We start from the raw sequence: 26,911 nt of genomic DNA, 5'->3' as shown, positions 1-26,911 counted from the left end.
CACCCTTCGATCGGGCGGCCGATCAAGCTAGCCTGGCGCACGTAAACAGGCATGTGAGCTGCACTGATATGCCATACATGGTCTTCCAGGGGGTGGGCGACAATGTTCGGTCGACTAGAACTCGATGACGTGACCGCAACGGTCTATCGAAGCAAACTGGCCAATCCCCAGGACGGTGTTCTGGAGCTGGCAGAGCGCCTCGGGCTGGCCCCGGAGGACGTACGCCGCTCACTGGCCCTGCTCAGCGAGATGGCGCTGCTGCGCGGCGGCGGGGGCGATCCCGAACAGGGCCGCGCCATCGATCCGCAGCTCGCCCTCCAGCTCCTCCAGGCCCGCCAGCAGGCCGAACTCGCCGCCCAGCAGCAGCGCATGGAGGCCACGCGAGCCGCCGTCGTCGGCCTGATGGCCGAAATCGCCGACTCCTCGTCGCAGGAGTCCTCCAGGTCCGGGATCCGGTACCTGGAGGGCATCGACGCGATCCGGGACCAGATCGAGCTGCTGTCGGCCGGCACCCGCTCCGAGGTGCTGTCGTTCGCCCCCGACTCGCAGATGTCCCAGGCGAGCATCGAGGCGGCCCGGCCGCTGAACCTGCGCAACGTCGAGCAGGGCATCGTGATGCGGACCATCTACCTCGACAGCATCCGCCACGACAACCAGGCCCGGGAGTACGCGACGTGGCTGGAGAGCGTCGGCGCCCACATCCGCACCAGCCCGGTCCTGCCCAACCGGCTCACCATCGTGGACCGCCGCAGCGCCCTGGTGGCCGTCGACGAGAAGAACACCGCGGCCGCGGCGGCGCTGGTCACCAGCCCGGGCCTCATCTCCCTGCTGGTCACGCTCTTCGAGCACATCTGGGAGGCCGCGACCCCGCTCGGGCCGACGGCGGCGCCCTGCGAGCCGGAGCTCCTCACGCGCCAACAGGCCGCGGTACTGCAGCTCATGGCCGAGGGGCGGACGGACGAAGCCATCGCCCACAGCCTGGGCGTCTCCACGCGCACCGTGGGCCGGGTGATCACCGGGCTGCTGACCCACCTGGGCGTCCGCAGCCGGTTCCAGGCGGGAATGCGCGCGGTCCAGTACGGATACCTGTCGCACTCCTCCCACTGACACCAAGGCACCGCCTTCCTCGTCCTGGTCACTGCCGGCCGCCGACGATAGGCCCCCGCCCCGCACGCGGGTCAAGGAACTGTCTCGGGTGGTCGCGCGAAACCGGCTGGATCAGGCGGGATCAGGCCACCAGGTCGGCGTACAGGATCACGTTGTTGGTGCGGTGGCCGTTCTTGATCTCGCCGCCGCACGTCAGCAGGCGCAGCTCGGGGCGGTTGGTTTCCCCGTAGACCTTGTCGGTCGGGAAGTCCTTCTTCGCGACGTCCTCGATCTCGCGGATCGCGAACCTGGCCGTCTTCCCGTCCTCGCGCGGCACCTCGATCAGGTCACCGAGCTTGATCTTCTTGACGTTCTTCATCACCGCGGGCCCGTACTTCGTGTCGAAGTGCGCGACCAGGACGGCTGCCCCCTTCTCCCCCGGGGTCACGCCCTGGGTCCACCAGCCCGGGCTGTCCGCGTCGGTGTCCGCGTTCGGCACACCGAGCTCGCCTGTCGCCGGGTCCACCGCGAGGTCGACCATCTTCTTCGCGTCCACGCCCGCCGCTTCGATCTTCATGCCGGTCGGCTTCGACCCCGGGAGGGCGGGCGCCGCCTCGCCCGTGCGAGCGGGGGCCGCCGTGCTGCCCACCTCGGGGTCCGGCGGCAGCTTGGCCCCGCCACCGGTGCCGCACGCCGTGAGGGCCCCGCACGCGGTGAGGGTGGCGAGCGCCGCGACGGCGGCGGTACGGGCAGTGGCGCGCATGAGTGTGTCCCTCGGGTCGGCGTCGCCTGCGGTGGCGACGACCACGACGTTACGAGGGTCAGGTCAGGGTCGTCCGTCGGGAACGTAACAGCCGGCCGGACGCCACCCCGCGAAGCCGTTAAGGCGGAAAAAGGCCCTTCCGGCCGGAGCCGGAAGGGCCGCATCACGACATCACAACGTCACGACGTCAGCTGAGGCCTCTGCTGCGCTCACCGATGCGGTCGCCCTGCGGGGTCCCGGCCCGCTTGAGTTCCGCCTTCGTGTGCGCTCCGCCCTTGACCTTGCTCCGGATCGGGCCGGAGAAGCCGTGCGCGTGCTGCACGGTGCGGGGCAGGTTGGTCGCTTCCGCGGCCTTCGCGACAGCCGCCTGGAAGTCCTGCTTCTGCTCTTTGCTCATCCCGTCGTCACTCCCTAACAAAGACTCGGGGCACCCAATCGGACTACTGGGATCGTATGCACATAAAGGGCCAGACGCACCCGGACCGGACGTAAAGAATGTTCGATCAAGGTCGGTCAAGGGCGCGGCGGAGTCGGCCGCTGCGGCGGCCCCAGCACCTCGTAGAGCAGCTCGTCCGGACAGGGCGTGCCCCGCGGAAGCTGGTACTTCGCCGCGATCCGGTACTCCCCCGGCGCCGGGACCAGCAGCTCCGTCCACTCGTCCCCGGTCCCGTCCGAGGGCGCCTTGAACAGGCATCCCGCGGTGTTCGCGTAGACCTTCGGCGGGGTTACCTCGCCCTTGGGCACCGCCTTGCCGGCGGCCTTCGAGGCCTCCGTCTCCTGCGGCGGCTCCACCGGCTTGCCGGCGCCGTCCACCAGGCCCAGCCACGGGGAGTGCGGGATGCGCACCAGCACCCGCCCGGCCTGCTTCACGTCGATGACCAGCTGGTCGGCGCTGGCCCGCACCACCGTCGCGGGGCCGGCGACCAGGTTCGTCGGGTTCGTGACCTTGAAGAGCTGCCAGTTCGCGTCGCCCCACACCTGCTGGAGGTACGGGAGCCCCTCGCGCACCAGCTTCGCCTCGTCCCGGCCGCCCTCATCGGGTTTGTCGGCGGGCAGCACCACGTAGTGCACGGCCCAGCGGTCCAGCCACTGGCGGTAGGTGTAGGACGTCAGAGTGTCGTCGTAGAAGACCGGGTTGCGCTCCAGGTCGGCCTGCCTGTTCCAGCCGCGCGCGAGGTTCACGTACGCGGGGAAGGCGGAGGACTCGCGGTGGCTGCTGGCCGGGACCACCTCGACGCGGCCCCGGTCGGCGCCCGCCTTCTGGAGCTGGTCCACCAGCGGGGCCAGCTCCCGGCTCCAGGAGGCCAGCGGGGTGGTGCGGACGATGTCGGTGACGCTGTTGACGGTGATCCAGGCGGTGACGCCGGTCAGCGCGAGGAGCAGCCCGTACCAGCGGCGCGTGCGCGGGGCCTCGTACGGGAGGGCCGCGAGCAGCACCACCCCGCCGAAGAGCATCGCCAGCCGGGTCACGTTCGATCCGACCTGGGAGTCGATCGCCCAGGTCAGCGCCACCCCGAGGGCGTAGATCGCGGACGCGGTGCGGACCGATTTCCAGCTCTTCGGCACGAGGAACAGCGCGGCCAGCGCGCACGCGAACGGCAGTGCCGCCGAGATCAGCTTCATCGGCTGGGTCCCCGAGAAGGGGAACAGCCAGGCGGACAGTCCGACCACCGCGGCCGGGGCCAGTCCCAGCGCGTACGCCCCGGGGCGCCGGCCGTTCAGGAACAGCGCGGCCGCGATCACGCCGAGGAACAGCCCGGCGACCGGGCTGGAGGCGGTGGCGACCGCCGCGAGCGGAGCCGCCACGGCGGCCTTCGCCCAGCGCCGCTCGGCCCATTTGCGGGGCCAGCAGAAGACGGCGGCGACGGCCCCGAGGGCGAACATCGCGCCGAGACCGAAGGTGACGCGCCCCGACACGGCGTTGCACAGCAGCCCGTACACCCCGGCCAGCGCGGGCCACAGGGGCTCGCGGACGGCTCCCCGGCAGCGGGTCAGGATCATCGCGAGCAGCCCGGCCGAGACCGTGCCGGCGATCATCATCGTGGTGCGGACGCCGAGCACGTGCATCACGTACGGCGAGACCACGCTGTACGAGACCGGGTGCATGCCGCCGTACCAGGCCAGGTTGTACGCCGAGTCGGGATGGCGGCCCACGAACTCGGCCCAGGCGTCCTGCGCGGCGAGGTCGCCGCCGCTGTTGGCGACGGCGAAGAACCAGATCAGGTGCAGCAGCCCGGCCAGCGCGGTGGCCACGGCGACGGGGTGCCGCCGGGCCCGGCCGAGCGCACGGCCGGCCGGCCCGGGGGCGGCCTGAGGGGCGGCCTGCGGGCTCGGGACATCCGGGGCCCGGGGCGGAACCCCGCCCCGGTCATGAGCCTGCTCCCGGCCCTGTTCCTGCCGCTCAGCGGTGGTCACGCCGACGTACTCCCCACTCCGGTCCCTCGGGTGCGCCCCTCGGGTGCGTCCCTCGGTTCGTAGACGCGGTCCGGCACCCCGGGGTTGCCCCGGGGCGCCGGACCCGCTCCGCGCTCGTCAGCCGACGCGCGTCAGCTTCTTGCCGATGCCGGGTGCGGTGAGGTCGCTCTGCAGCGCCACCGGCACCTTCACCTGGCTGGCGCCCTCGCCGACGGTCAGCATGCCGATCTCGGAGCCCGCCTTGGCGGTCTGCGGGAGCTGGGTGGCCCCGTCGGCCAGCTTGATGGCGATGGTGAGGGTCGGCCAGCCGACCGCCTCCACGTCGGCGGTGGCCACGACCGGGACCCGGGTGCCGAGGCCGTCGTCCACGTAACCGACGACGGAACCCTTCTTGACGACGGGCGCCGTCGTGAGCATCTTCTGCGTGGCCAGCATGATGTTCTTGCTCGCAGCGATCGCGGTGCCGAGGATCGGCACGCCGTGCTGGCCGAGGACCGCACCGACGATCAGCTGGTTGGTCTTGCCGACCTTCTTCTCGGCGGCGAAGAGCAGGTTGCCGCCGGCCTTGCTCGTGGAGCCGGTCTTGATGCCGAGCGAGCCGTTGAACGGAACCAGGTCGTTGTAGTTCCGCCACTTCTTGCCCGTGGGGTCCACCCACTCCGGCTTCTTGGTGATCGCGATCAGCTCCGGCATCTCGACGATCTTGAGGCCGAGCTTGACCTGGTCCTCGGCGGTGCTGACCGTGGTCGCGTCCAGACCCGAGGGGTCCGTGTACGTGGTGTTGGTCATGCCGAGTTCCTTGGCGGTGTCGTTCATCTTCTTGACGAACGCCTCCTGCCCGCCGTCCCAGCGCGCGAGCAGTCGCGCGACGTTGTTGGCGGACGGGATCATGATCGCGTTGAGGGCGTCCTCCTGGGAGATCTTGTCGCCCTCCTTCAGGTTGTTGACCGTGGACTCGCCCTCGGTCTCCTTCTTGCCGTCCTCGACCGCCGTCTTGTCGACGGGGATCATCTGGCCCTTCTCCCCCTTCTTCATGGGGAAGTCCTTGAGGATGACGTAGGCGGTCATGGCCTTGGCGACACTGCCGATCGCCACGGGCTTCTGCTCCCCGAAGCTCCCGACGGGGCCGAGGCCGGCCGCGGCCATGTAGGCCTGACCCTCCTTCGGCCACGGCAGGGACGGGGCCCCGCCCTCGAAGGTGTACGAGGTGTTCGCGGTCACCTTCAGCGTGGGCTTGGGCAGCGGCCGCACGAGCTGGACGACGGCGAGCACCACCGCGAGGAGCACCAGGATGGGCGCGTAGATCTTGAACCGCCGTACGGCGGTCCGGGCGGCGCTCGGCGGCGGGGGCGGGTTGTTGGTGAGGTCCGCCAGCATGTCGAGCGGCGGCTTGGGCGGCAGCGGCTGCTGCGTGGTCCGCTCCGGGGACTCCCGCGTCACGGGGGTCCGCACGCCGGGGTCGACGGGGGGCCGCACGCCCGGGTTGACGGGGGCCCGCACACCGGGGTCGACCGGAGTCCGCAGCGGGGCCTGCGCGGGGGGCGTGCCGGGCACGCCCGTGGAAGGCCGCACGGGCGCGGCGTCGTCGGTCCGCAGCGGTACGAAGGTGCTCGCCCGCTCCCCACCCTGCCTGTCGGAGCCGGGGGTGGCCGGGTTCGCGGTACCGGGCTTGGCGGGGCCCTGCCCGGGGGCGGCCGGGTTGGCGGTGCCGGGCTTGAAGGCCCGGAACACAGCCGTCCGCTCACTGTCGACGGGCTCGTCGTCGGCCGGGGCGGCCGGAGCCGGGGGCTTGACCGCCCGGAACACAGCCGTCCGCTCACTGTCGACGACCCCACCGGAGGCGGGGGCGCCGGGAGCACCGGGAGCACCGGGAGCACCGGGAGCACCGGGAGGAGTCTGGGCACCCGAGGGCGCCCGAGTGCCCGTGGAAGCCGGGCCGCCGGAGGCCGCCGGAGCGCCCGGGGCACCCGAGGACGGCCGGACACCCGACGCAGCCGGGCCGCCGGAAGCCGCCTGACTGCCCGACGCTGCCGGAGTACCCGGCTCAGCCGAGGCACCCGAGGACGGTCGAGTACCCGCCGCAGCCGGAGCACCGGAAGCCGCCTGACCGCCCGACGCGGCCGAAGCGCCCGGGGCCGCCGAAGCGCCCGAGGCACCCGCGGACGGCCGGACACCCGACGCAGCCGAGCCGCCGGAAGCCGCCTGACCGCCCGACGTAGCCGAAGCGCCCGCGGCATCCGCGGACGGCCGGACACCCGACGCAGCCGGAGTGCCGGGAGCCGCCTGACCGCCCGGCGCAGCCGGAGCGCCCGGGGCCGCCGAAGCGCCCGAGGCACCCGCGGACGGCCGGACACCCGACGCAGCCGAGCCGCCGGAAGCCGCCTGACTGCCCGACGCAGCCGGAGTGCCGGGGGCCGCCTGACCGCCCGGCGCAGCCGGAGCGCCCGGGGTCGCCGAAGTGCCCGGGGCACCCGCGGACGGCCGGACACCCGACGCAGCCGAGCCGCCGGAAGTCGCCTGGCTGTCCGGCGCTGCCGGAGTGCCGGGAGGAGTCTGGGCGCCCGAAGGCGGCCGCTTGCCCGACGGAGCCGGGCCGTCGGAGGTCGTCGGGGCGCCCGAGGAACCCCCGGACGGCCGAGTACCCGACGAAGCCGGGTCACTCGAAGTGGTCTGACTGCCCGACGCAGCCGGAGTACCCGGCGCAGCCGAAGGGGCCCGGGTGTCCCGGGTGGCCGGGGCGCCCGTCGTGCGGAACACGGCCGTGCGCTCGCTGTCGGCGGGCTCGGCCGGTGCCGAAGTGGAATCCGTGGGGCGACCGGTGGCGGACGGCGGCGTGACCGTACGGAACACCGCGGTGCGCTCGCTCTCGACCGAGCCGGAGCCCGAGCCGGAGCCGGCCGCAGGCGCGTCCGAGGTGCCGCCCGCAGGGGCGGGGACGGAACCGGAACCCGTAGGCAGAGGCGTACGGAACGACGCCGTGCGGTCGCTCTCGACCGGCACGGCGCCGGCCGCAGGCTTGTCCGAGGCGCCGGAACCGGAACCCGAGGGAAGACTTGCCCGGCCGCTCTCGACCTGCCCGGCGGTAGCCGCGGATGCAGCCGAAGCGGAACCCGCGGAGCGGTCGGCATCGGTCGGCGGCGTCGCAGCACGGAAGGCGGTCGTACGGTCGCCGACCGCAGGCGCGGCCGAGCCGTCGCCCGCGGAAGCGGAAGCAGCAGTGGGACCAGGTGCGGAATCAGAAGGCGCGCGCCGGTCGGCGGCCGCGGTACGGGACCCGGCCGCGGGCCCGGCGGCGTCCGCGCCACCCGCACGCACGGAAGCGGAATCACCGGAAGCAGCGGAATCGGCAGCCGGCACGGCAGCGGACTCGCCGCCCCCGGACCCGGAAGCCGGAGCCGGAGCCGCCTCCGGCGGCAGCGCCTCGAAGACCTCGGTCCGCGCACCCGGCGCGCTCGGCGCGTCGGACGGCTCGTCCTCCGCCGTGGCCACCCACGCGGCCACCGCTTCGCGCAGCGGATCGCGGTCCGCGGACCCGTCCTCCGAGTCCCGCGGGCGGAACAGCGAAGCCCTCGGGTCACGTCCCTCGGACGACTCCGCCGTCCCCGACGTTCCTTCATCAACCGACTTGTCGGGGGACTCGCCCGCCACCAGTTCCTCCTCGTTCGCCTTCACGTCCGGCTGTCCGAATGTCTAACAGTGTCCCGTCTAGGGGGCATCGCCCCCGTGCTAGACGAGAACGACATAGCTGACGGTTCCCCCACAAAGCGGCCAGGCACTCTCGACAGATGAATGTGAGAGGCGTCACCCTGTCACTCATCCACGCGGGGAGGCATGGATGGGCAAGAGCCGCAGAACGATTCCGGAGGAGCTTTTGCTGCTCGCCTTGGACCCGGCCACGGGTACCACGGCGCAGCCGCAGTCGCTCGACCTCGGCCTGGCCGGGGCACAGCTAGTGGAGCTGGCTCTGGCAGGACGGATAGCCCCTGATGGGGATCGTATCGCCGTGGTGATGCCACGGCCGACAGGAGATCCGACTCTGGACTCCGCACTGGAACTGCTGCGCAGGCGCGGCAGCCCGGTTCGGGCGGTCCACTGGATCGGCGGACCCCGACTGGGGCTCCGTCAGATTTACCTCGCTCACCTGGAGCGTTGCGGCATGGTGCATGCCGTCGCGGGCCAGATGTGCGGGGTGCTGCCGACGACTCGCTACCAAGCGACCGACACAGCGATCAGCCGGGAGATCCGTGGCCGGCTGGACAGTGCGATCCGCACCGGCGTACCGCCGGACCCGCGGACCGCGGCGCTTGCCGCCCTGGCCCACGCGGTCGGGCTCGGCAAGCACCTGTACCCCGGCAACGAGGGGCGGTCGTCCAGGTCCCGGCTCCGGGACCTGATCCGGCACGACCCGATGGGCGGACTGGTGGCTCACGCCGTCATGGACGTCCAGAACGGCGTGGCCGCACAGCCGCGCCGCGACCGGGCACCGGCCCAGCCCGCCAGGGCAACGGCGGCAGCCGTTCCGCTGCAGCCGCGCCGGACCGGTGCGATGGCCCGCGCGGCCGCGCACTGATCCACCGGCAGGACACGTAGGGCAAGCACGGCACGCAGGACAAGCACGACAGGCATGACAGGCAGGACACGCAAGGCAAGCAGGACACGCAGGGCAGCAGTGATCGCAACCGCCTACGCGCGGGGCGACGGGGCCGGTACGCCGGTTCCGTCGGCCCGCGCGTTTGCTTTTCCCGCCCGTTCCCCAGCGGGGTCACGTGCTTCGGTGGCAGTCTGCTCACCAGCAGACACGCAGAGAGACAGCAAAGAGACAGCAACAGAAGAAGGCGGAGGTGCCGTTCACGTGGCGTCCAATGTCAATCCCACCGTCCGACGCCGCCGACTGGGCATGGAGTTGCGCAAACTGCGCGAGGACAAAGGCATGACGGCCGAGCAGGTCGCGGAACGCCTGCTCGTCTCCCAGTCGAAGATCAGCCGGCTGGAGAACGGCCGCCGTTCCATCAGTCAGCGCGACGTCCGCGATCTGTGCGACGTCTACGAGGTCGAGGACCGCCGGCTCGTCGACTCCCTCATGCAGATGGCCAAGGATTCCCGCCAGCAGGGCTGGTGGCACGCCTTCGGCGACATCCCGTACAGCGTCTACATCGGCCTGGAGACGGACGCCGCCAGTCTGCGCACCTACGAACCCCTGGTGATCCCGGGGCTGCTCCAGACCCCGGAGTACGCCCAGTCGCTCGTCCGCGGCGCGTGGCCGGAGACGGCACCGGTCGACGTGGAGAAGCGCGTCCAGGTCCGGATGCACCGCCAGAAGCGGCTCCACGAGACCGAGAACAGCAATCCCGAGATCGGACCGCTGCGCCTGTGGGCGGTCATCGACGAGGCGGCCCTGCGGCGGCACGTGGGCGATGCGCAGCTCATGATCCGGCAGCTGGAGTTCCTGATAGAGCAGTCGGAGAAGCCGCACGTCACGGTCCAGGTGATGCCCTTCTCGGTGGGCGCCCACCCGGGCGTCAACGGCCAGTACGCCATTCTGGAATTCCCGGACGCGTCGGACTCCACGGTCGTCTACATCGAGGGCGTGACGAGCGACCTGTACCTGGAGAAAGCGAATGACGTCCAGAAATACAGCGTGATGTACGAACATCTGCGCGCACAGGCCCACAACGTGGACCAGACGAGGCAGTTCATCGCGCAGATCATCGAGGACTTCGCGGGCAAGGGGAAATGAGGGACGGCGAAAAGGCCGGTACGGTACACCGTCACTCCCCGGGCGCAGAAGACCTGAATGGAATATGCCACTCGGTCGGGTGAACGTCCCCTTCGCGCAACGGGAGCTGCGGGTAGCGTCGATCACGTCAGCCGGAGCAATGGCCGACATGACACCGGAACCACTCGCTGAACCGGAGAGAAACATGGCTATTCGTCAAGGCGCAACGGAAAACTGGACCAAGTCCTCGTACTCCGCCAACGGTGCCTGCGTCGAGGTCAAGTCCCCCGTCGTCGAGTCCATCGCGGTCCGCGACTCGAAGGTGCAGGACGGCCCGTCCCTCACCTTCGCGCCCGGCTCCTGGACCTCCTTCGTCGCCGATGTGACCGAGGGCCGGCTGGGACGCCTCGTCTGAACGTCGAAGCGACCCTTACGGCCAGAAGCACCAGCACGACCGGCACTACCTGCTTTACCTGCTTTACCTGCACCACTGACTGGAGCCCTCTCGACCGGCCCGCCGTCGCCTGCCGAGGGGGCTCGGCCATGTCCGGGCCCCGGACCCCCGGCCCGGGCCCAGGACCCCGGACCCCGGACCGCGGGCTACCTCAGCTGATCGACGTACCGGTCCGTCCCCGGCACCGTCGGGATGAACGGCGCCACCAGCTCCACCCGCCCCAGCCCCGATTCCGCGACCTCCGCGTCCAGCCCCTGGAACCGGTCCCAGCAGCTGCGCGGGTCGGCCTCCAGGAACCACAGCAGGGTCAGCCGGGTGTCGACCCCCTCCACCTGCTTCACGTAGGTCATCCGGTCCCCGGGCAGCGGCGTCGGCCGGAAGACGGTCACCATCGCGGCCGGCGATCCGGCCAGCCGCTTGGGCAGGGCGCGCGAGCGCAGCCACTCCAGCAGCTCGGCCCGCTGCTCCGGGCCCTCCGCGTCGACGACCTGGACCACGAGCCCGCCGTACGGGTGGTCGAGGGCGTGGAAGTCGCGGGGGCCGGCGGCGCCGTCCCGGTAGATGGTGGCCTCGTGGTCCTGGAACGCGGTGAAGACGTGGGTGCGGTCCTGGTAGACCCGGCCGTCGCGGTTGAGGCGCTTGTTGATGCCGACGGTCCACTTCATGTGCTCGTCGTAGCGGCCCTCGGTGACCCAGTAGGTGGAGATGTAGCACCCGGCGGTCACGGGCTGGGCCACGGCCGACTTCTCCGGGTAGCGCAGCTCCTGGAGCTCACGGGTGGCGACCCAGCGCCGGCCGGCGAACATCCAGGGCATGGCCATGGCGCCGGCGTAGTAGTGATCGTCCTCGTACCAGCGGTTGTACGCGAACTCGTGGCCCGGGTGCGGTTCGACCATGGTGATCAGCGCGTGGCCGGGGTGGACTCCGTAGGGGCCGACCGAGGCGAGCTCGGCGTAGTCGTCGGCCCGGGTGTTCCGCTCGTCTGCTGTCATGGAGACGGTCTAGCTGATGCGACGTCAGATGGGGAGCCCTCGGGGGCCGTTCAGCATCCGATACATAGATGCCATCTACACCTTCTCGCGGCTACGATGCGCGCACCCGCCTCCCGAAGGAGCTCCCGTGCCCGCTTCAGCGCCCGCCTCCGCCCTCACTCCTCCGCCGGCCTTCGCCGCCCGGATCCGTACGACCGCCCCCTCCGCCGTACGCGAGATCCTCGCCGTCACCGCCCGGCCCGGCATGATCTCCTTCGCCGGCGGCCTGCCCGCACCCGAGCTCTTCGACGCCGAAGGACTGCGGGCCGCCTACGACTCCGCCTTCGCGCGGTCCGCCCGCCGCGCCCTCCAGTACTCGACCACCGAGGGCTCCCCCGAACTGCGCGCGGCGGTGGCGGCCCGGCTCGACCGGCAGGGGCTGGCGACCACCGGGGACGACCTGCTGATCACCACCGGATCGCAGCAGGGACTCGGCCTGATCACCACCGCGCTGATCGAGCCGGGCGACACGGTGCTCGTCGAGAACCCCACCTACCTGGCGGCGCTCCAGGGGTTCCGGCTCGCCGGCGCCCGGGTGGTCCCCGTGCCCTGCGACGACCGGGGCATCCTCCCGGACGCGCTGGCCGAGCTCGTCGCCCGCGAACGCCCCAAGCTGCTCTACACGATCCCCACCTTCCAGAACCCGACCGGCCGCACCCTGCCCGCCGGCCGGCGCGCCGAGATCGCGGCGGTGGCGGCCCGGCTCGGCCTGTGGCTGCTGGAGGACGACCCGTACGGGGACCTCCGCTACGAGGGCCGCGCACTGCCCCGGCTCGCCTCCCACCCGGGGGCCGAGGACCGCACCGCGCTCCTCGGCAGCTTCTCGAAGGTCATGGCCCCCGGGCTCCGGCTCGGCTGGCTGCGTGCGCCTGCCGCGCTGCTGCGCGGGGCGGTGCTCGCGAAGCAGGCGGCGGATCTGCACACCTCGACGGTGGACCAGCTGGCGGTGGCGGAGTACCTGCGGACGGTGGACCTCGACGCGCACGTGGCGCGGGTGCGTGATGCGTACCGGATCCGGCGGGACGCGCTGCTGGCGGGGCTGGCCGACGGCCTCCCGCCGGGGTCCACGTGGAACCGGCCGGAGGGCGGCATGTTCGTCTGGGCGCGGCTGCCCGAGGGGCACGACGCGACGGCCCTGCTCCGCGCGGCCACCTCCCGGGGGGTCGCCTTCGTCCCCGGGGCCCCGTTCTTCGCCGCGGACCCGGACCCCCGGACCCTGCGGCTGTCGTTCACGACGCACACCCCGGAGGAGATCCAGGAGGGCCTGACCCGCCTGGCCGGCTAACGCCGAGGGGGCAGCCCTGCGGGGCTGTCCCCTACCCGCCCTTCCCCCGTTCCCTGGGGCTCCGCCCCAGACCCCGCTCCTCAAACGCCGGAGGGGCTGGATGAGGCTGGGGCCGGCCTGCGCCTGAACGACGGAGAGGCTGGAAAGTCCAGCCTCGCCGGCGCTTGAGGCGCCGCCGGAGGCAGATCCAGCCCCTCCGGCGTTTGAGGAGCGGGGGTCCGGGGGCTGGTCCCCCGGCAACGGCGCCGCGCCGAGCCCTTCCCTCACCGCGCCCCGCGCCGTAGCCTGACGCCCCGTCAGATTCATTGGGCCGTCAGGAGACCTCACCATGTCGCTGCTGCTGCAAGGCAAGACCGTCATCGTCTCCGGCGTAGGGGCCGGGCTCGGGCACCAGGTGGCCGCCACCGTCGTCCGCGACGGCGGCAACGCCGTGCTCGGGGCGCGGACCGAGGCCAACCTCGCCAAGTCCGCCGCCGAGATCGACCCCGACGGCACGCACACCGCGTACCTGCCGACCGACATCTCCGACGAGCGCCAGTGCGAGGCCCTCGCCGCCCTCGCCCAGGAGCGGTTCGGCGGGGTCGACGCCGTCGTCCACGTCGCCGCCTGGGACTCGTACTTCGGCGGCCTCGAGGACGCCGACTTCGGCACCTGGCAGCAGATCCTCGACGTGAACCTGCTCGGCACGCTGAGGATGACCCGCGCCGCCCTGCCCGCGCTGAAGCGCTCCGGCGGCAGTGTCGTCATCATCGGCACCCAGTCCGCCATCGCCGCCCCCAACGAGGTGCAGCAGGCCGCCTACGCCGCCTCCAAGGGCGCGCTGACCTCCGCCATGTACTCCATGGCCCGCGAGCTCGGCCCGCACCGCATCCGCGTGAACACCGTGCTCCCCGGCTGGATGTGGGGTCCCCCGGTCCAGGCCTTCGTCACCTTCACCGCGCACACCGAAGGCGTGCCGGAGGCCGAGGTCCACGCCCGGCTCACCGACCGCATGGCGCTGCCCGACCTGGCCACCGACGGGGACGTCGCCGACGCCGCCGCCTTCCTCGCCTCGGACCGCGCACGGGCGATAACCGGCCAGTCTCTGCTGGTCAACGCCGGGGAGCTGATGCGATGAGCCCCTCCGTGCCCGCGCGAGCGGATCGTATGCTCGGGCCATGACCACTCCGAGTGACGCTCCGACCGAGAACTCGATGCGCCGGGCGCTCCGTCGCGCCCGCGACGGCGTCGCGCTCGACGCGACCGAGGCGGCCGTGCTCCTGCAGGCGCGCGGCGAGGACCTGAAGGACCTCGCCGCCTCCGCCGCCCGGGTCCGGGACTCCGGCCTCGAAGCCGCGGGCCGGCCCGGCGTCATCACGTACTCGCGCAAGGTGTTCATCCCCCTCACCCGGCTGTGCCGGGACAAGTGCCACTACTGCACCTTCGTCACGGTCCCCGGCAAGCTCCGTCGCGAGGGCCAGGGCATGTACCTGTCCCCCGACGAGGTCCTCGACATAGCCCGCAAGGGCGCGGCCATGGGCTGCAAGGAAGCCCTGTTCACGCTCGGCGACCGGCCCGAGGACCGCTGGCCCGAGGCCCGCGAGTGGCTCGACGCGCACGGCTACGACGACACCCTCGCCTACGTGCGCGCCATGGCCATCCGCGTCCTGGAGGAGACCGGTCTCCTCCCCCACCTCAACCCCGGCGTGCTGACCTGGTCCGACCTCCAGCGCCTCAAGCCGGTGGCCCCCTCGATGGGCATGATGCTGGAGACCACCGCCACCCGGCTGTGGTCCGAGCCCGGCGGCCCCCACCACGGCTCCCCCGACAAGGACCCGGCCGTCCGGCTGCGCGTCCTGGAGGACGCGGGCCGCTCCAACGTCCCCTTCACCACCGGGGTGCTGATCGGCATCGGCGAGTCCTACGAGGAGCGCGCGGACGCCTTCTTCGAGCTGCGCCGGATCCAGCGCAGCTACCACGGCATCCAGGAAGTCATCGTCCAGAACTTCCGGGCCAAGCCCGACACGGCCATGCGCGGCATGCCCGACGCGGAGCTGGAGGAGCTCGCGGCGGCCATCGCCGTGGCCCGCCACATCCTCGGCCCGAGCGCCCGCATCCAGGCCCCGCCGAACCTGGTGGACTCCGAGTACGCGCTCCTCATCGGCGCCGGCATCGACGACTGGGGCGGCGTCTCCCCGCTCACCCCCGACCACGTGAACCCCGAGCGCCCCTGGCCGCACATCGAGGAGCTGGCGCGGCGCACCGCCGACGCCGGCTTCGCGCTGCGCGAACGCCTGACCATCTACCCCGAGTTCCTCCAGCGCGGCGAACCCTGGCTGGATCCGCGCCTGCTGCCCCACGTCCGTGCGCTGGCCGACCCGGAGAGCGGGCTCGCGGACGAGTCCGCGACCGTCGAGGGCCGGCCGTGGCAGGAGCCGGACGAGGGCTTCGCCTCCTTCGGACGCACCGACCTGCACACCACCATCGACACGCAGGGCCGTACGACCGACCGGCGCGACGACTTCGACGAGGTCTACGGCGACTGGGAGGCCCTGCGCGAGGCCGCGGCCCCCGGCATGGTCCCCGAGCGCATCGACACGGACGTACGGGCGGCGCTCGCGCAGGCCGCCGACGACCCGACGCGGCTCACCGACGAGCAGGCGCTCGCCCTGCTGCACGCGGACGGCCCCGCGCTGGACGCCCTCTGCCGGATCGCGGACGACCTGCGCAAGTCCGTGGTGGGCGAGGAGGTCACGTACATCGTGACCCGCAACATCAACTTCACCAACGTCTGTTACACCGGCTGCCGCTTCTGCGCCTTCGCGCAGCGCCGCACGGACGCGGACGCGTACACCCTCTCGCTCGACCAGGTCGCCGACCGGGCCGCGCAGGCGTGGGACGTGGGCGCGGTCGAGGTGTGCATGCAGGGCGGCATCCACCCGGACCTGCCCGGGACGGCCTACTTCGACATCGCGCGGGCGGTGAAGGAGCGCGTCCCCGGCATGCACGTGCACGCCTTCTCCCCGATGGAGGTCGTCAACGGCGCGACGCGCACGGGCATGTCGGTACGGGACTGGCTGACGGCGGCCAAGGAGGCCGGCCTCGACTCCATCCCCGGTACGGCGGCGGAGATCCTGGACGACGAGGTCCGCTGGGTGCTGACCAAGGGCAAGCTGCCGACGGCCGACTGGATCGACGTCGTCTCGACGGCGCACGAGCTCGGCATCCGCTCCTCGTCCACGATGATGTACGGCCACGTGGACCAGCCCCGCCACTGGCTCGGCCACTTCCGCACCCTGGCGCGCATGCAGCAGGAGGCGCGGGCCAAGGGGGCGGAGGGCTTCACGGAGTTCGTGACGCTGCCGTTCATCCACACCAACGCCCCCGTCTACCTGGCGGGCATCGCCCGCCCCGGCCCGACGGTGCGCGACAACCGTGCGGTGACGGCGATGGCCCGCATCCTGCTCCACCCGCACATCACCAACATCCAGACCAGCTGGGTGAAGCTGGGCTCGGAGGGCGCGGCCGAGATGCTCCGCTCGGGCGCCAACGACCTGGGCGGAACCCTGATGGAGGAGACCATCTCCCGGATGGCCGGGTCGAGCTACGGCTCGTACAAGTCCGTCCAGGACCTGATCGCCGTGGCCGAGGCGGCCGGCCGGCCCGCGAAGGCCCGTACGACCCTCTACGGCGAGGTCCCGGAGGAGCGCCAGGCCGCGGCCCGCGCCTCGGACGGGCACCTGCCGGAGCTGCTGCCGGTCCTGGACTGACGCCAGGGCTTCCGTACGTCCCCGTACGCCCCCGTACAACCTTGGGACGCGTTCGGCGGTCTCCTCAGAGATCGTCGAACGCATCTCCGGGGGCTTCATGAACAACCGCATCAACGCCGCGCTCTGCACCGCGACCGTCCTGGGACTGGGGGCCGCCGCGCTGGCCGTGCCCACCACGGCCGCGCAGGCCGCCACCGCCTTCAAACCGCTGCAGTTCAGCGCCCGCGTGGTGCACGAGCGGGTCATCCTGGACTTCGGCAAGGCAGTGCCGCCCAAGGACCTCAAGGTGCACCTGCGCAAGAAGGGCACGACCGCGCGGGTCGCCACCATCAAGCACTTCACCGCCGTCCCCGAGAACGGCATCGAACCCTGCCCGGACAGCTGCGGGGACCCGGTCGTCTACGCCGTGCCCATCCACACCGATCCGCTGAAGCTCGCCGCGTTCGGTGAGTACACCGTCGACGTGGAGTACGACGGCCCCCAGGGCGAGAACGTCTCCCACAAGGACAAGACGAGCCTGAACTACCAGGTGCGGCCGTCCTTCACGAACCTGAAGGCCTCGAAAGAGGTGACGCTCTCGGACCCGGAGACGGTGATCTCGGGTGACATCAAGCTCTACGACCCGCGCAACGGCGCGCTGAAGCCCTATCCGGGCACGTTCACGGCCCGGACCGGCACGGTCGGCACGCCGGTGGCCCCCGACGCCAAGGGACACTTCACGTCGAAGATCAGGATCTCCGGCGCCGAGACCGGTTCGCTGCCGTTCGACCCCGCCACGAAGCCGTTCGACACCCACTCCCCGTTCATCCACCTCACGGGCGAGGCGAACGGGGTCAAGGAGCAGGAAGCCCTGCGCGTGGGGGTGCTGCAGGGCGAAGCCTCACGCGTCACGCTGGACTCCCCGACCCTGACCGGCCCCTTCGGAACGGACGGCAAGATCGGTGGCATCGTCACCTGGAAGGCCCCCGACGGCACGTGGAAGCCGGTACCGGCCGGCCTGCGGGTCGCCGTCAACACCGCTCCCTCAACGGTGAAGTACATGCTGACGGACGGCACGGGCCGGTTCCAGGGGTCCTTCCCGCTGCCCCTCGACGACGACGAGCCGTGGCAGGTCCGCACCGACTCGCCCTGGGTGGCCGAGGAGGGGCAGAAGCTGCCGGTGGACACCACGGCCGGGACCTCGTTCGGCACCTTCACGGCCGAGTACCTCGCGTATAAGGCCGTGCGGGTGAGTGCCAAGCTCAATCTCGTCGAGATCCCGTCGAACGCCCCCTCGTGGGTGAGCGTGGACTTCCAGCACTCGGCGGACGGCAAGACCGGCTGGTCCACCTTCGACACGACGACGGTCCGCACCGAGCCCGGCGGCACCACCACGGGGTCCATCGACCGGGACCTGCGCTACCCCGGACCGGGCTTCGTGCGCGTGCAGTACGCCGGCACCCCGGACATCCCGGGCTCGGCGACGCCCGCCGTCCGCCTGATCGACCGCAAGGCCACGGCCATCTCCGGCTTCAACGCCGCGCCCGAGCCGGTCAAGAGGGGCCAGCCGATCACGGTCACCGGCAAGCTCACCGAAGCCGACGCCGGCCGCGCGCCGTTGGCCGGCGTGACCGTCCGCTACTACTTCAAGGCCACCGGCGACCACAGCTGGACGGGCATGGGCACCACCAAGACCGCTGCGGACGGCAGCTTCTCCCGGAAGTTCACCGCCAGCACGACCGGCACCTGGAACGCCCGGTACCTGGCGACCGACACGGCGTACCTGTACGCGTCCAGCCGCCACGACGAGGTCGTCGTCACTCCGTGACCCGACGCCGGACGGGCGCGGGCGCGCAAGCACCCGCACCCGTCCGCGCCAGTCCGGGAAGCCCTGCCTAGCCGACCAGCAGGTCCTTCTTCAGCTGCTTCAGCTCGCGGCCGTCGATGCCGAGGCCGTTCTCCAGGTACTCGTCGAAGCTGCCGAACTTCGACCGGACCTCCTCGTAACCGGCGTTGAGGTACTCCGGGCGCACGTCGAGCATCGGCTTGTAGACGGCGGCCTGGGCGGCCGGCAGGTGCGAGAGGATCGCGTCGTTGGCGGCCTTGCGGTAGTCGTTGCTGGCCAGGTAGTCGGCCATCACGGTCTCGCCCGGCACGCCGAGGGCGGTCAGCAGGGAGGCGTTCGCCCAGCCCGTACGGTCCTTGCCCGCGGTGCAGTGGAACAGGACGCCGCGGTCGCGGTCGCGCTCGACGCCCTCGAAGACCTGGGCGTAGGCCTTCTTGCCGCCCTCCCCGCTGACCATCGCCTTCTCCGCGTCGACCATGGCCTTGACGGCCTCGTCGGGGGTCCTGGGCATGACCTGGAACGAGCCGGAGCCCGCGAAGACGTCGGCGACGACGTAGTGCGCGCCGGCCGGGACCTTGTCGGCGTCCTTGGTGCGCTCGCTCTCCATGCGGAGGTCGAAGATCGTCTTGACGCGGAGGCGCTGGAGCTTGGCGAGGTCGTTGTCCGTGAGCTTGTTCAGGGCGTCGGAGCGGTAGATCTCGCCCATCTTGACCCACTGGCCGCCGGTGGTGCGGTAGCCGCCCGCGTCACGGAAGTTGACGGTGCCTTCGAGCTTGATCAGCCGGTCGGCCAGGCGCAGCCCCTGACCGCGGTCGGGCTCGAAGTCGAACCACTGCCGGTCGGCGGCGGGCAGCCCGCCGACCACGGCCTCGCCCTGGGCGCCGCCCTTGGCGACGACCTTGCCGTTCGCCTTGATCTCCACGCGCTTGGTGCCCTTGGCGTTCCACTTCAGCGTGTACGCCCCGTCGGCACCGGCGGTGACGGTGGCCTCGGTGAAGGGGATGGAGGAGTGGCCGTGGTGCCGGCCGCCCCAGGGGAGGTCCCACCCGGAGGCGGACGCCGAGGCGGCGGGGGCCGCGACGACGGCGACGGTGAGCGTGGAGGCGACGACGGTCGCGGCGAGCAGTGCCTTCTTCATGCCCCCGAGACTCTTGGCCCCCGAACAACGCCGCGTGAACACGGCATGGCCGAAACCGACCCCGGGGAAGACAACTGTCAAAACGTGCCACCCGCCTGGCCGGCGCGGGAACGGGACAACCGGGCCGCGCCCCGGACCCGCCGCCGTACAGCGCGGCACCGTAGCCGGGGACCAGCCCCCGGACCCCCGCTCCTCAAGCGCCGGAGGGGCTGGATGTGCCTCCGGCGGCGCCTCAAGTTCCGGGCGCAGCCAATCCAGCCGTCCGGCGTTTGAGGACCGGGGTCTGGGGCGGAGCCCCAGAGGGGTCCGGGCAGCGCCCGGGGAACGGTGGAAGGGCGGGTAGGGGACTTCGCCCCGCAGGGCCCACCACCCGCACCCCGCCCCGGCCACCGGCGGAATCCGGCCGTTCCGTGTCCCCATACCGCCCCCGTGACCGACTACTTCCGGACCCGATCGGTACTGTCCACTACAGTGCCCGCCAGGGCACGCGCGGGCAGTCCGGGGGGATCGAAATGGACACGGCGACGGAAACGTCCGGGGAGCAGCAGAGCAGGCTCGGGGCGGCCCAGCCCCTCCAGCCGGCGCCGCCACCGCCCCCCACGCCGCCTCCCGCCCCCGAAGCCACCGGCGGAGCCACCCGCGGAGCCACCAGCCTCGGCCCCGCCACGGGCCCCGCCGCCGGCGCCACCCTCGGCGGCCGGGCCGCCGTCACGACCGGCCTGTGGGGCCGCACCGAGCAGCAGGATTTCCGTAGCCGGGTCAGGGGAACCCTCCTCGGCTCGGCCATCGGCGACGCCCTCGGCGCACCCGTCGCCGCCCTCTCCCTCCCCGAGCTGGTCGGGGCCCACGGCCCGGCGGGCCTGACCGAGCCGGCCCCCCGGGCCGCGGTCACCGCCGCCACGCAGCTCGGCCTCTTCACCGTGGACGGCCTGATACGGGCCCACGTGCGCCGGGACACCGGCGCCTGGCACCCGCCGACCGACGTGCACCGCGCGTACCTCCGCTGGGCCCTGACCCAGAGCGACTGGGGCCCCGACGAGCGCCGCGAGGACAACGGCTGGCTCGCGCAGGAGGAGTGGCTCTACGCCCGGCGCTCCCCCGACCGCTCCTGCCTGACCGGTTTCGCCGACGGAATCCTCGGCACGCTCGCCCAGCCGAAGAACCCGACCGCCCTGGACCCGGCCGCCGCCACCCGTTCCGCCCCCTTCGGGCTGCTGGTCGGCTGGGAGCCCGCCCTCGTCCTCCAGCTCGCCGTCGAGTGCGCCGCGCAGAGCCACGGACACCCCACCGCGTACCTGTCGGCCGGCGCCCACGCCGTCATCGTCCACGGCCTGACCCGCGGCGAGTCCCTCGACTCCGCCGTCCAGCGCGCCCTGGGCCTGCTCGGCGTCCGCCCCGGCCACCAGCCCGTCACGGACGCCCTGCAGCGCGCGCTCGGCGCCGTCACCACGGGCGTCCCGTCGCCGCAGACGGTCGAGGGCCTGTCCCCCGGCCACGGCCGCCAGGCCGAGGAGGTCCTGGCCATCGCCGTGTACTGCGCCCTCGTCGCCGAGAACGTGGCCCACGGCCTGCGCCTGGCCGTGAACCACGGCGGCGACTCCGCGGCCACCGGCGCCCTGTGCGGCTCCCTGCTCGGCGCCCAGCACGGCGAAACGGCCCTCCCGGCGGCCTGGCTCGCCGGTCTCGAAGGCCGCGCCACGGTCCTGGAACTCGCCGACGACTTCGCCCTGGAGATGACCCAGGGCCCCGCCCTCCACGGCCCGACCGCCACCTCCACCACCTGGCTGACCCGGTACCCGCGGGGCTGACACCGGGGGGACCGCCGCGACCACCGCCACGGCCGTGACCACCAACACGGCCGTGGCCGACGCACGCCCCTGCCCTCCGCACGCGCGAAGCCGTACTTTGGCCCTCCCCAGACCACGGAGGTGTCAGCGCACATGCGGATCGCCACGACCGTCTTCCTGACCGACCGCACCATCGCTCCCGTCCCGCTCGCCCGCGCGCTGGAGGAACGCGGCTTCTCCGGCCTCTACCTCCCCGAGCACACCCACATCCCGGTCAGCCGCGTCACCGCGGCCCCCATGGGCGGCGAGCTCCCGGAGATGTACGGGCGCACCCTGGACCCCTTCGTCGCCCTGGGCCAGGCCTCCGCCGTCACCGAGCGGCTCCACCTGGGCACCGGGATCACCCTCGTCGCCCAGCACGACCCCATCGACCTCGCGAAGCAGGTCGCCACGCTGGACCACCTGTCCGGCGGCCGGGTCACCCTCGGCATCGGCTACGGCTGGAACGTCGAGGAGGCCGCCGACCACGGAGTCGAGTGGCGCACCCGCCGCGAACTGGTCCGCGACCGCATGGCCCTGATGCGGAGCCTGTGGTCCCCGCACCCCACGGCGTACGTGGGCCAGTTCTCCTCCGTCCAGGCCAGCTCGGCCCACCCCAAGCCGGTCCAGCCCCCGCGCGAACTCGCCCCGGGCGTCCCCCTGTACGGCCCCCGGACCCTGATCGGCGGCCAGGCCGGCCCGAAGCTCTTCGCGGCCATCGCCGACCACAGCGACGGCTGGCTCCCGATCGGCGGCGGCGGCCTGACGGAGTCCCTCCCCGCGCTGCGCCAGGTCTGGGAGGCCGCGGGCCGGGATCCCAAGTCCCTCCAGGTGGTCCCGTACGCCGTCCAGCCCACCCCCGGCAAGATGTCCCACTACGCCGACCTGGGCATCGAGGAGGTCGTCCTCCAGCTCCCCTCGGAGGCGGAGCCCGCGATCCTGCGCATCCTGGACGAGTTCGCCCCGTACCTGTGAGAGCCACACAGGCACATTCATGCACATTCGGTACATTCACTGCATGAGTGAGCCTGTGATCGAGTCCATGATCGAAGTGGGCAGCCACCTGGCGGGCGCCGTGGACCGCGCGCACCGCGAAGGCGTCCCCACGATCATCACGCGCGACGGCAAGCAGGAAGCCGTCGTGATCGGCATCGAGGAGTACCGGCAGCTCCGCCGGCTCGCGGACGAGGCCGAGGACGCGTGGCTGAACAGACTGGCCGACGAAGCCGAGCGTGCGGGGGCCGCAGGGGCCGCCACGCTCGACGAGATGGCCGCCGTCCTGCGCCACGAAGAGTGCTGACCGATGGGATCGATCGCCTACGTCGCCCGCCTCACCCGGCACGCACAGCGTGACCTGCTCGGAGTCCCCCGCCCTGACGCCCTGCGCATCCTGCAACGGCTGACCGAGTTCCAGAAGGCCCTCACGGCGGGGGACACGACCGCCTTCGACACCAGGGCCCTGCACGGTCACCCCTCACGCCATTGCCTCCGTCTCCACCTCGGCAACGGCGACTACCAGGCCGTCTACACGATCGAGGACGGCCGGCTCGTCGTCTGGGTGCTCGCCTCCGAGCACCACCACACGAGGGGCCGCTGACGGCACCCGCGTCAACGGGCCCTGAGCTGCGGGTACTCCGTAAAGCCCCCTCCGCACCCAACCCCACCCGACGCAGGCCGAGCAGGCGCCGGGTGGTTAAGTTGGATCTTCAAAGTGCGGAGCATGATGGGGAGTTCAGAGTGAAGTTCGCCGTGCGGGGGACCGTGTGTGCAGTGGCGCTGGTGGCGGCGCTGACCGGCTGCGGGGGTGACGGGGACGCCGCGGATTCGGCCGTGGGTGTCGTCGGGATCGGAAGCGGCGACGGGAAGGGCAAGAAGTCCGGCCCCCTGTCCGTGGAGCAGGTCCGGGCGGCGCTGCCGACCAACGAGGAGCTGGGCGCCGTCTGGGTCGGCGACGACCTGGCGGCGTTCGAGGGAGAAATGGCGCGCCGGCAATGCGCCAAGGAGACCGGCACTTCGTGCGACGGCTTGGTGGCCGCGGGCCACAAGGAGGCTGCCGTGAGGGGGAATTCCGATGACGACGACGTCGAGTTCACCCTCTTCTCCTTCGATTCGAAGCAGGCCGCGACGGCCGCGATGAAGGGCATGGCAGCCAAGACGGGGAGCGGTGACCCCGCGCCCGAGCCGACTCAGTTCACCACCGGTGCCGACGAGACCCAGTCGTTCACCAACGGCAGGTCCAGCACCCGTACCGTCATGCGCGTCGGCAATGTCGTGGCGTACGTCCAGGCGAGCATCTACAACACCGAGAACAGGAACCGCATGTCCACGCTGCAGGTCGAACTGATCAAGAAGGCCGGCTGACGCTCCTGACGGCCGGACGCGGACCGTGGCCGCTCACAGCCCGGTGGTCAGCCAGAGGGTCGCGGCCGCGGTGGTGACGAGACCGACGTTGAGGGCGATCCGGCGGTCTTCGCCCGTCAGGTGGACGGCCATCGCCCCTGCCTGGAGGAGTACGAAGCCGCCGGCCGCTGCCGGTGCCAGCGGGAGCGCGATGCCCGTCAGCGGCGGCAGGATCAGGCCGGTCGCGCCGAGCACCTCGACCGTGCCGAGGGCCCTGAGGGCGGGCAGGGGCACGCGGTCGACCCAGGACATCATGGGACGGAGCTGATCAGGGGTTCGGATCAGCTTCAGCGTGCCCGCGGCGCGACCCTCACCGTCGGCATCCTGGGCGACGGCACCGACCCGGGAGTGTCCCGGCTGGCCGCCGCCTACCGCCGAGCCCACCCCGGCATCGACATCCGCATCCGCGAGACCGATCTGACCGACCCGACGTGCGGGCTGCGCACCGGACTGGTCGACGTCGCCCTGACCCGGGCGCCCTTCGACGAGACCGCCCTGACGGTGCGTACGCTGCGAACCGATCCGGTCGGTGTGGTCCTGCGCGCCGACGATCCGCTGGCCCGCCGCGAGCGGCTGCGGCTGGCCGATCTGAGCGACCGCCGATGGTTCCGGTTCCCTCAAGGCACCGACCCCGTCTGGCAGTCGTACTGGCACGGCGGCACGCCGCGTGAGGGCCCGGTGGTGCGCGCCGTCCAGGAATGCCTGCACGCCGTGCTGTGGAACGGCACGGTCGGCCTGGCCCCCCTCGGACACGATCTGCCCGCGGAGTTGGCCGTGGTGCCGCTGGTCGACATGGCGCCGAGCCGCGTGGTGGCGGTGTGCAACGAGGGCGACGGCAACCCGTTGATCCGATCCTTCATCGGGATCGCGGCAGCCGCCTACCGTCACTGAGCGGCGGCGGCCTACCTCCGGGCGCGGGCCTTCTTCGGCCGGCGGCGGTAGAACTCCGCGAGGTCCTCCAGGGCCCGGGCCGCACGGGCGGTGAGGTCGGCGTACGGGACCTCGTGGTGGGCTGCCGGGAACCAGACCGTGCCGGGCTTGGCGTCCCAGGTGAAGACGTCCGGCGCGGGCAGGCGGAGGTGGCAGATGGTGCCCACCGGGTTGGTGTCGAAGGCGAGTTCGAGCTCCGGGAAGTCCGTCCGGCCGCCGCTGGGGTCGGTGAGGAAGACGGGCTGGAACTCCTCCGCGATCTGCTCGGAGCCCTTGATCTGGTCCTTGACCAGGTGGGAGTACCGCTCCAGGTAGCCGAGTTCACCGAAGGCGTCGAGCACGGCGCGGACGGCGGGCAGCGGGTCGACGTGCAGGAAGTCGGTATCGGTGAGCACGGTCTCCGCGTCGTCGCCCAGGACGATCCGGGTCCGCAGCGAGAGGTCGATGCCGAGGGCCCGGCCGGCGAAGTCGGTGAACGGGACGCTCCAGGGCAGCCGGCCGGTGACCGGCACCTGCCGCTCGGTGCCGGCCGGCACGTCGAAGCGGGACACCCCTGCGTGGAAGTACGTCAGGTGGTCGGTGATGACCTCGCCGTCCGACCGGTACATCGTGGCGACCGGCTGGAGGAAGATGTCGGTGATCCGCAGGTCGGCTCCGCCGGCGCGGATCACCAGCCTGCCGCTGACCTCCGTGCCGGGCCGGAGGGCGAGGGTGCTGATCCGGGTGTCGATCTCGGGCGGCGGGGCGGCCTCCGCGCCCTCGTCACCCTCGTCCCGAACCGCCCTGAACAGTTTGCGGAACGCCACCGCCGGCCCCCTCCCCCACGCCACGTGGCACGAGCCTAGCCGGAGGCCGAACCGCCGCCCGGGGTTAGGCTTTGCCTGACTTTCCCGGGGGAGGAACAGGTGGGTCTGCGCAGGCTCTTCGGCTTCGGGCGCGCCGGCGGTGGCGGCGGCGGCGAGAGTGCCGGTGACGGTGCCGGTGCCGGTGACGTCGAACCGCCCGAGATCGACGCCGTGATCACCACGGTCGACGCGCAGCCCGGTCAGTGGCTGAGGGGCGAGGTGGCCTTCCGCGGCGGTGGTACGGGGCTGAAGGTCGACCGGTTCGACGTGCGGGTCATGGCCAAGTACATGACCTGGCAGGGCATTTCCCGCGAGGACGAGGTGGCCCGGCTCTCGCCCGTCGGCTACGAGACTTCGGCCGAGGTCGCACCCGGCGCGGAGCACCGGATCGGGTTCGGCGGGCGGCTGCCCTGGGAGTGCCCGATCACCGAACTCGGCGGCCGGTCCACGGGCGTCGACCTCTCGGTGGTGACCACGGTCGAATCCGGCGGAGCCGACGTGGTGCGGGACATCGACTTCCTGCACGTGGCGGCGCCGCCGCTGCACGAGGCGGTGATGGACGCCTTCTTCGCCGAGGGGTACCACCGCGTGGAGGCGGAGCTGATCGGCGACTCCGTCCCGTACGTCGAGCAGCGCCGCCCCTACCTGCAGACGTACTACCTGGAGGACTCCGGGCGGAAGGCCGACGACCTCGCACAGATCGAGGCCACCGTCCTCAACAGCCAGGTCGGCGCACTGGTCTTCGTCCGCCGCGGGGACCGGGACAGGATCGGCTGGAACGAGAAGCCGCCCGCACTGTCCTTCCCCGTCGCCCATCACGAGCTGGGCGAAGCCGACCTCGGCAGCCGCATCCGCGAGGCCCTGGCCGACCTGCCCGGCCTGGACCGCCTCAGACGGTGACGGCCGGCTTCCAGTCCCGGACCAGGAGGCCGTACAGGACCTCGTCCAGGAACTCGCCCATCACCCAGGCCGAGGAGCGCAGCACGCCCTCGCGGACGAAGCCGTTGCGCTCGGAGGCGCGGATCATCGGGATGTTGTCCGCCAGCGTCTCGATCTGCAGCCGGTGCAGGCCGCGTACGACGAAGCCGTAGTGGCACAGGACCGCGACCACGTCGGTGCTGTAGCCCTTGCCGCGCGCGGACGGCAACAGCCCGAGGCCGACGTGCGCGCAGCGGCTGTGGTTGTCGATGCCCCACAGCGTCGCGGTGCCGACCAGCGCTCCGCTCTCCAGGTCCACCACGGAGAACGGCACGTGGCCCTGCTCCTTGTCGTCCACCTGGAACGGCAGGGCCTCCGAGCCGGCCGTGAGCGGCCGCCACGGGTTCGCGGTGGCCCGTGAAGCGGTGACCACGTCGTCGTGAAGACCTGCATGCAGGAGGGGGATGTCGTCCTGGTGCCGGGCCCTGAGCCCCACCGTATTGCCTTTTAGCATGCAAGCTTCCTATCCG

Annotated in this window: 22 protein-coding genes and 2 pseudogenes; 15 read left to right on the top strand and 9 right to left on the bottom strand. The window is 72.1% G+C overall.

Going from position 1 to position 26,911, the window contains the following annotated elements; all coding sequences use genetic code 11:
- Positions 1 to 129: 129 nt before the first annotated feature.
- On the top strand, positions 130 to 1,107 hold the full coding sequence (locus OG898_RS15175; protein WP_266957373.1) for a helix-turn-helix transcriptional regulator: 978 nt from the start codon (positions 130 to 132) through the stop codon (positions 1,105 to 1,107).
- A gap of 121 nt (positions 1,108 to 1,228) precedes the next feature.
- Here OG898_RS15175 and OG898_RS15170 read toward each other — a convergent pair whose 3' ends face one another.
- The 4 genes from OG898_RS15170 to OG898_RS15155 form a co-directional block, all read right to left on the bottom strand.
- Positions 1,229 to 1,849 (bottom strand): sortase, encoded by a 621-nt coding sequence (locus tag OG898_RS15170; RefSeq protein WP_250742590.1) that lies wholly within the window; start codon positions 1,847 to 1,849, stop codon positions 1,229 to 1,231.
- A 187-nt stretch (positions 1,850 to 2,036) separates the two neighbouring features.
- Complete coding sequence (locus OG898_RS15165; RefSeq protein ID WP_250742591.1) at positions 2,037 to 2,246, bottom strand: hypothetical protein; 210 nt, start codon at positions 2,244 to 2,246, stop codon at positions 2,037 to 2,039.
- 116 nt (positions 2,247 to 2,362) lie between these two features.
- Positions 2,363 to 4,264, bottom strand: coding sequence for an MFS transporter (locus OG898_RS15160; RefSeq protein ID WP_266957370.1), 1,902 nt, complete (start codon positions 4,262 to 4,264; stop codon positions 2,363 to 2,365).
- Between the two features lie 117 nt (positions 4,265 to 4,381).
- Entirely contained in the window at positions 4,382 to 6,070 is a 1,689-nt protein-coding gene (locus OG898_RS15155) for a serine hydrolase (protein ID WP_266957368.1), read from the bottom strand.
- A gap of 2,029 nt (positions 6,071 to 8,099) precedes the next feature.
- On the opposite strand from OG898_RS15155, the gene OG898_RS15150 reads away from it, so the two are divergent.
- From OG898_RS15150 to OG898_RS15140, 3 genes are all read left to right on the top strand, one after another.
- A complete protein-coding gene (locus tag OG898_RS15150) occupies positions 8,100 to 8,834 on the top strand; it encodes a GPP34 family phosphoprotein (protein ID WP_250742596.1) in 735 nt (244 codons plus the stop codon).
- 282 nt (positions 8,835 to 9,116) lie between these two features.
- Complete coding sequence (locus OG898_RS15145) at positions 9,117 to 10,001, top strand: helix-turn-helix transcriptional regulator (protein ID WP_243341875.1); 885 nt, start codon at positions 9,117 to 9,119, stop codon at positions 9,999 to 10,001.
- Between the two features lie 184 nt (positions 10,002 to 10,185).
- A complete protein-coding gene (locus tag OG898_RS15140) occupies positions 10,186 to 10,395 on the top strand; it encodes a DUF397 domain-containing protein (protein WP_250742597.1) in 210 nt (69 codons plus the stop codon).
- Between the two features lie 185 nt (positions 10,396 to 10,580).
- Here the strand turns inward: OG898_RS15140 and OG898_RS15135 are convergent, their stop codons facing one another.
- Complete coding sequence (locus tag OG898_RS15135; protein ID WP_266957364.1) at positions 10,581 to 11,426, bottom strand: hypothetical protein; 846 nt, start codon at positions 11,424 to 11,426, stop codon at positions 10,581 to 10,583.
- Between the two features lie 127 nt (positions 11,427 to 11,553).
- Between OG898_RS15135 and OG898_RS15130 the strand changes: the two genes are divergently transcribed.
- The 4 genes from OG898_RS15130 to OG898_RS15115 all read left to right on the top strand — a co-directional run bounded on the left by OG898_RS15130 (position 11,554) and on the right by OG898_RS15115 (position 18,306).
- The gene (locus OG898_RS15130) at positions 11,554 to 12,750 is read left to right on the top strand and encodes a PLP-dependent aminotransferase family protein (protein ID WP_266957362.1); all 1,197 of its coding nucleotides are present in this window, start codon (positions 11,554 to 11,556) and stop codon (positions 12,748 to 12,750) included.
- A 328-nt stretch (positions 12,751 to 13,078) separates the two neighbouring features.
- Positions 13,079 to 13,867: an SDR family oxidoreductase gene (locus OG898_RS15125; protein WP_250742602.1), complete on the top strand. Its 789-nt coding sequence runs from the start codon at positions 13,079 to 13,081 to the stop codon at positions 13,865 to 13,867.
- A 40-nt stretch (positions 13,868 to 13,907) separates the two neighbouring features.
- Positions 13,908 to 16,499 carry a bifunctional FO biosynthesis protein CofGH gene (locus OG898_RS15120; protein WP_266957359.1) on the top strand — a complete coding sequence of 864 codons (2,592 nt, stop codon included), beginning with the start codon at positions 13,908 to 13,910 and terminating at the stop codon, positions 16,497 to 16,499.
- A gap of 97 nt (positions 16,500 to 16,596) precedes the next feature.
- On the top strand, positions 16,597 to 18,306 hold the full coding sequence (locus tag OG898_RS15115) for a hypothetical protein (protein WP_266957357.1): 1,710 nt from the start codon (positions 16,597 to 16,599) through the stop codon (positions 18,304 to 18,306).
- A gap of 67 nt (positions 18,307 to 18,373) precedes the next feature.
- Here the strand turns inward: OG898_RS15115 and OG898_RS15110 are convergent, their stop codons facing one another.
- A complete protein-coding gene (locus tag OG898_RS15110; RefSeq protein WP_266957355.1) occupies positions 18,374 to 19,462 on the bottom strand; it encodes a tyrosine-protein phosphatase in 1,089 nt (362 codons plus the stop codon).
- Between the two features lie 719 nt (positions 19,463 to 20,181).
- On the opposite strand from OG898_RS15110, the gene OG898_RS15105 reads away from it, so the two are divergent.
- From OG898_RS15105 to OG898_RS15085, 5 genes are all read left to right on the top strand, one after another.
- Positions 20,182 to 21,270, top strand: coding sequence for an ADP-ribosylglycohydrolase family protein (locus OG898_RS15105; RefSeq protein WP_266960249.1), 1,089 nt, complete (start codon positions 20,182 to 20,184; stop codon positions 21,268 to 21,270).
- Positions 21,271 to 21,402: 132 nt separating this feature from the next.
- Positions 21,403 to 22,263: a TIGR03619 family F420-dependent LLM class oxidoreductase gene (locus tag OG898_RS15100; RefSeq protein ID WP_266957353.1), complete on the top strand. Its 861-nt coding sequence runs from the start codon at positions 21,403 to 21,405 to the stop codon at positions 22,261 to 22,263.
- 43 nt (positions 22,264 to 22,306) lie between these two features.
- Positions 22,307 to 22,588, top strand: a complete 282-nt coding sequence (locus OG898_RS15095; protein ID WP_250742609.1) for a type II toxin-antitoxin system prevent-host-death family antitoxin — start codon at positions 22,307 to 22,309, stop codon at positions 22,586 to 22,588.
- 3 nt (positions 22,589 to 22,591) lie between these two features.
- Positions 22,592 to 22,885, top strand: a complete 294-nt coding sequence (locus tag OG898_RS15090; RefSeq protein ID WP_250742611.1) for a type II toxin-antitoxin system RelE/ParE family toxin — start codon at positions 22,592 to 22,594, stop codon at positions 22,883 to 22,885.
- Positions 22,886 to 23,025: 140 nt separating this feature from the next.
- Positions 23,026 to 23,649, top strand: coding sequence for a hypothetical protein (locus OG898_RS15085; RefSeq protein WP_250742612.1), 624 nt, complete (start codon positions 23,026 to 23,028; stop codon positions 23,647 to 23,649).
- Between the two features lie 33 nt (positions 23,650 to 23,682).
- Here OG898_RS15085 and OG898_RS15080 read toward each other — a convergent pair.
- Positions 23,683 to 23,988: pseudogene (locus OG898_RS15080) on the bottom strand (DoxX family protein); the annotation flags it as partial.
- A 3-nt stretch (positions 23,989 to 23,991) separates the two neighbouring features.
- On the opposite strand from OG898_RS15080, the pseudogene OG898_RS15075 reads away from it, so the two are divergent.
- Positions 23,992 to 24,579, top strand: a pseudogene (locus OG898_RS15075) (LysR family substrate-binding domain-containing protein); the annotation flags it as partial.
- Between the two features lie 11 nt (positions 24,580 to 24,590).
- Here the strand turns inward: OG898_RS15075 and OG898_RS15070 are convergent.
- Entirely contained in the window at positions 24,591 to 25,424 is an 834-nt protein-coding gene (locus tag OG898_RS15070; protein ID WP_250742615.1) for a sporulation protein, read from the bottom strand.
- A gap of 99 nt (positions 25,425 to 25,523) precedes the next feature.
- On the opposite strand from OG898_RS15070, the gene OG898_RS15065 reads away from it, so the two are divergent.
- Complete coding sequence (locus tag OG898_RS15065; protein WP_266957347.1) at positions 25,524 to 26,363, top strand: sporulation protein; 840 nt, start codon at positions 25,524 to 25,526, stop codon at positions 26,361 to 26,363.
- On the opposite strand, the gene OG898_RS15060 is transcribed toward OG898_RS15065, so the two are convergent.
- Entirely contained in the window at positions 26,353 to 26,895 is a 543-nt protein-coding gene (locus OG898_RS15060; protein WP_250742618.1) for a GNAT family N-acetyltransferase, read from the bottom strand. The genes OG898_RS15065 and OG898_RS15060 overlap by 11 nt on opposite strands.
- Positions 26,896 to 26,911: the final 16 nt, after the last annotated feature.

This window comes from Streptomyces sp. NBC_00193 (genome assembly GCF_026342735.1).
Lineage (GTDB): Bacteria > Actinomycetota > Actinomycetes > Streptomycetales > Streptomycetaceae > Streptomyces > Streptomyces stoeckheimensis.
Note: the sequence above shows the minus strand (reverse complement) of the source record. Positions and strands in the feature narration are given on the sequence as shown.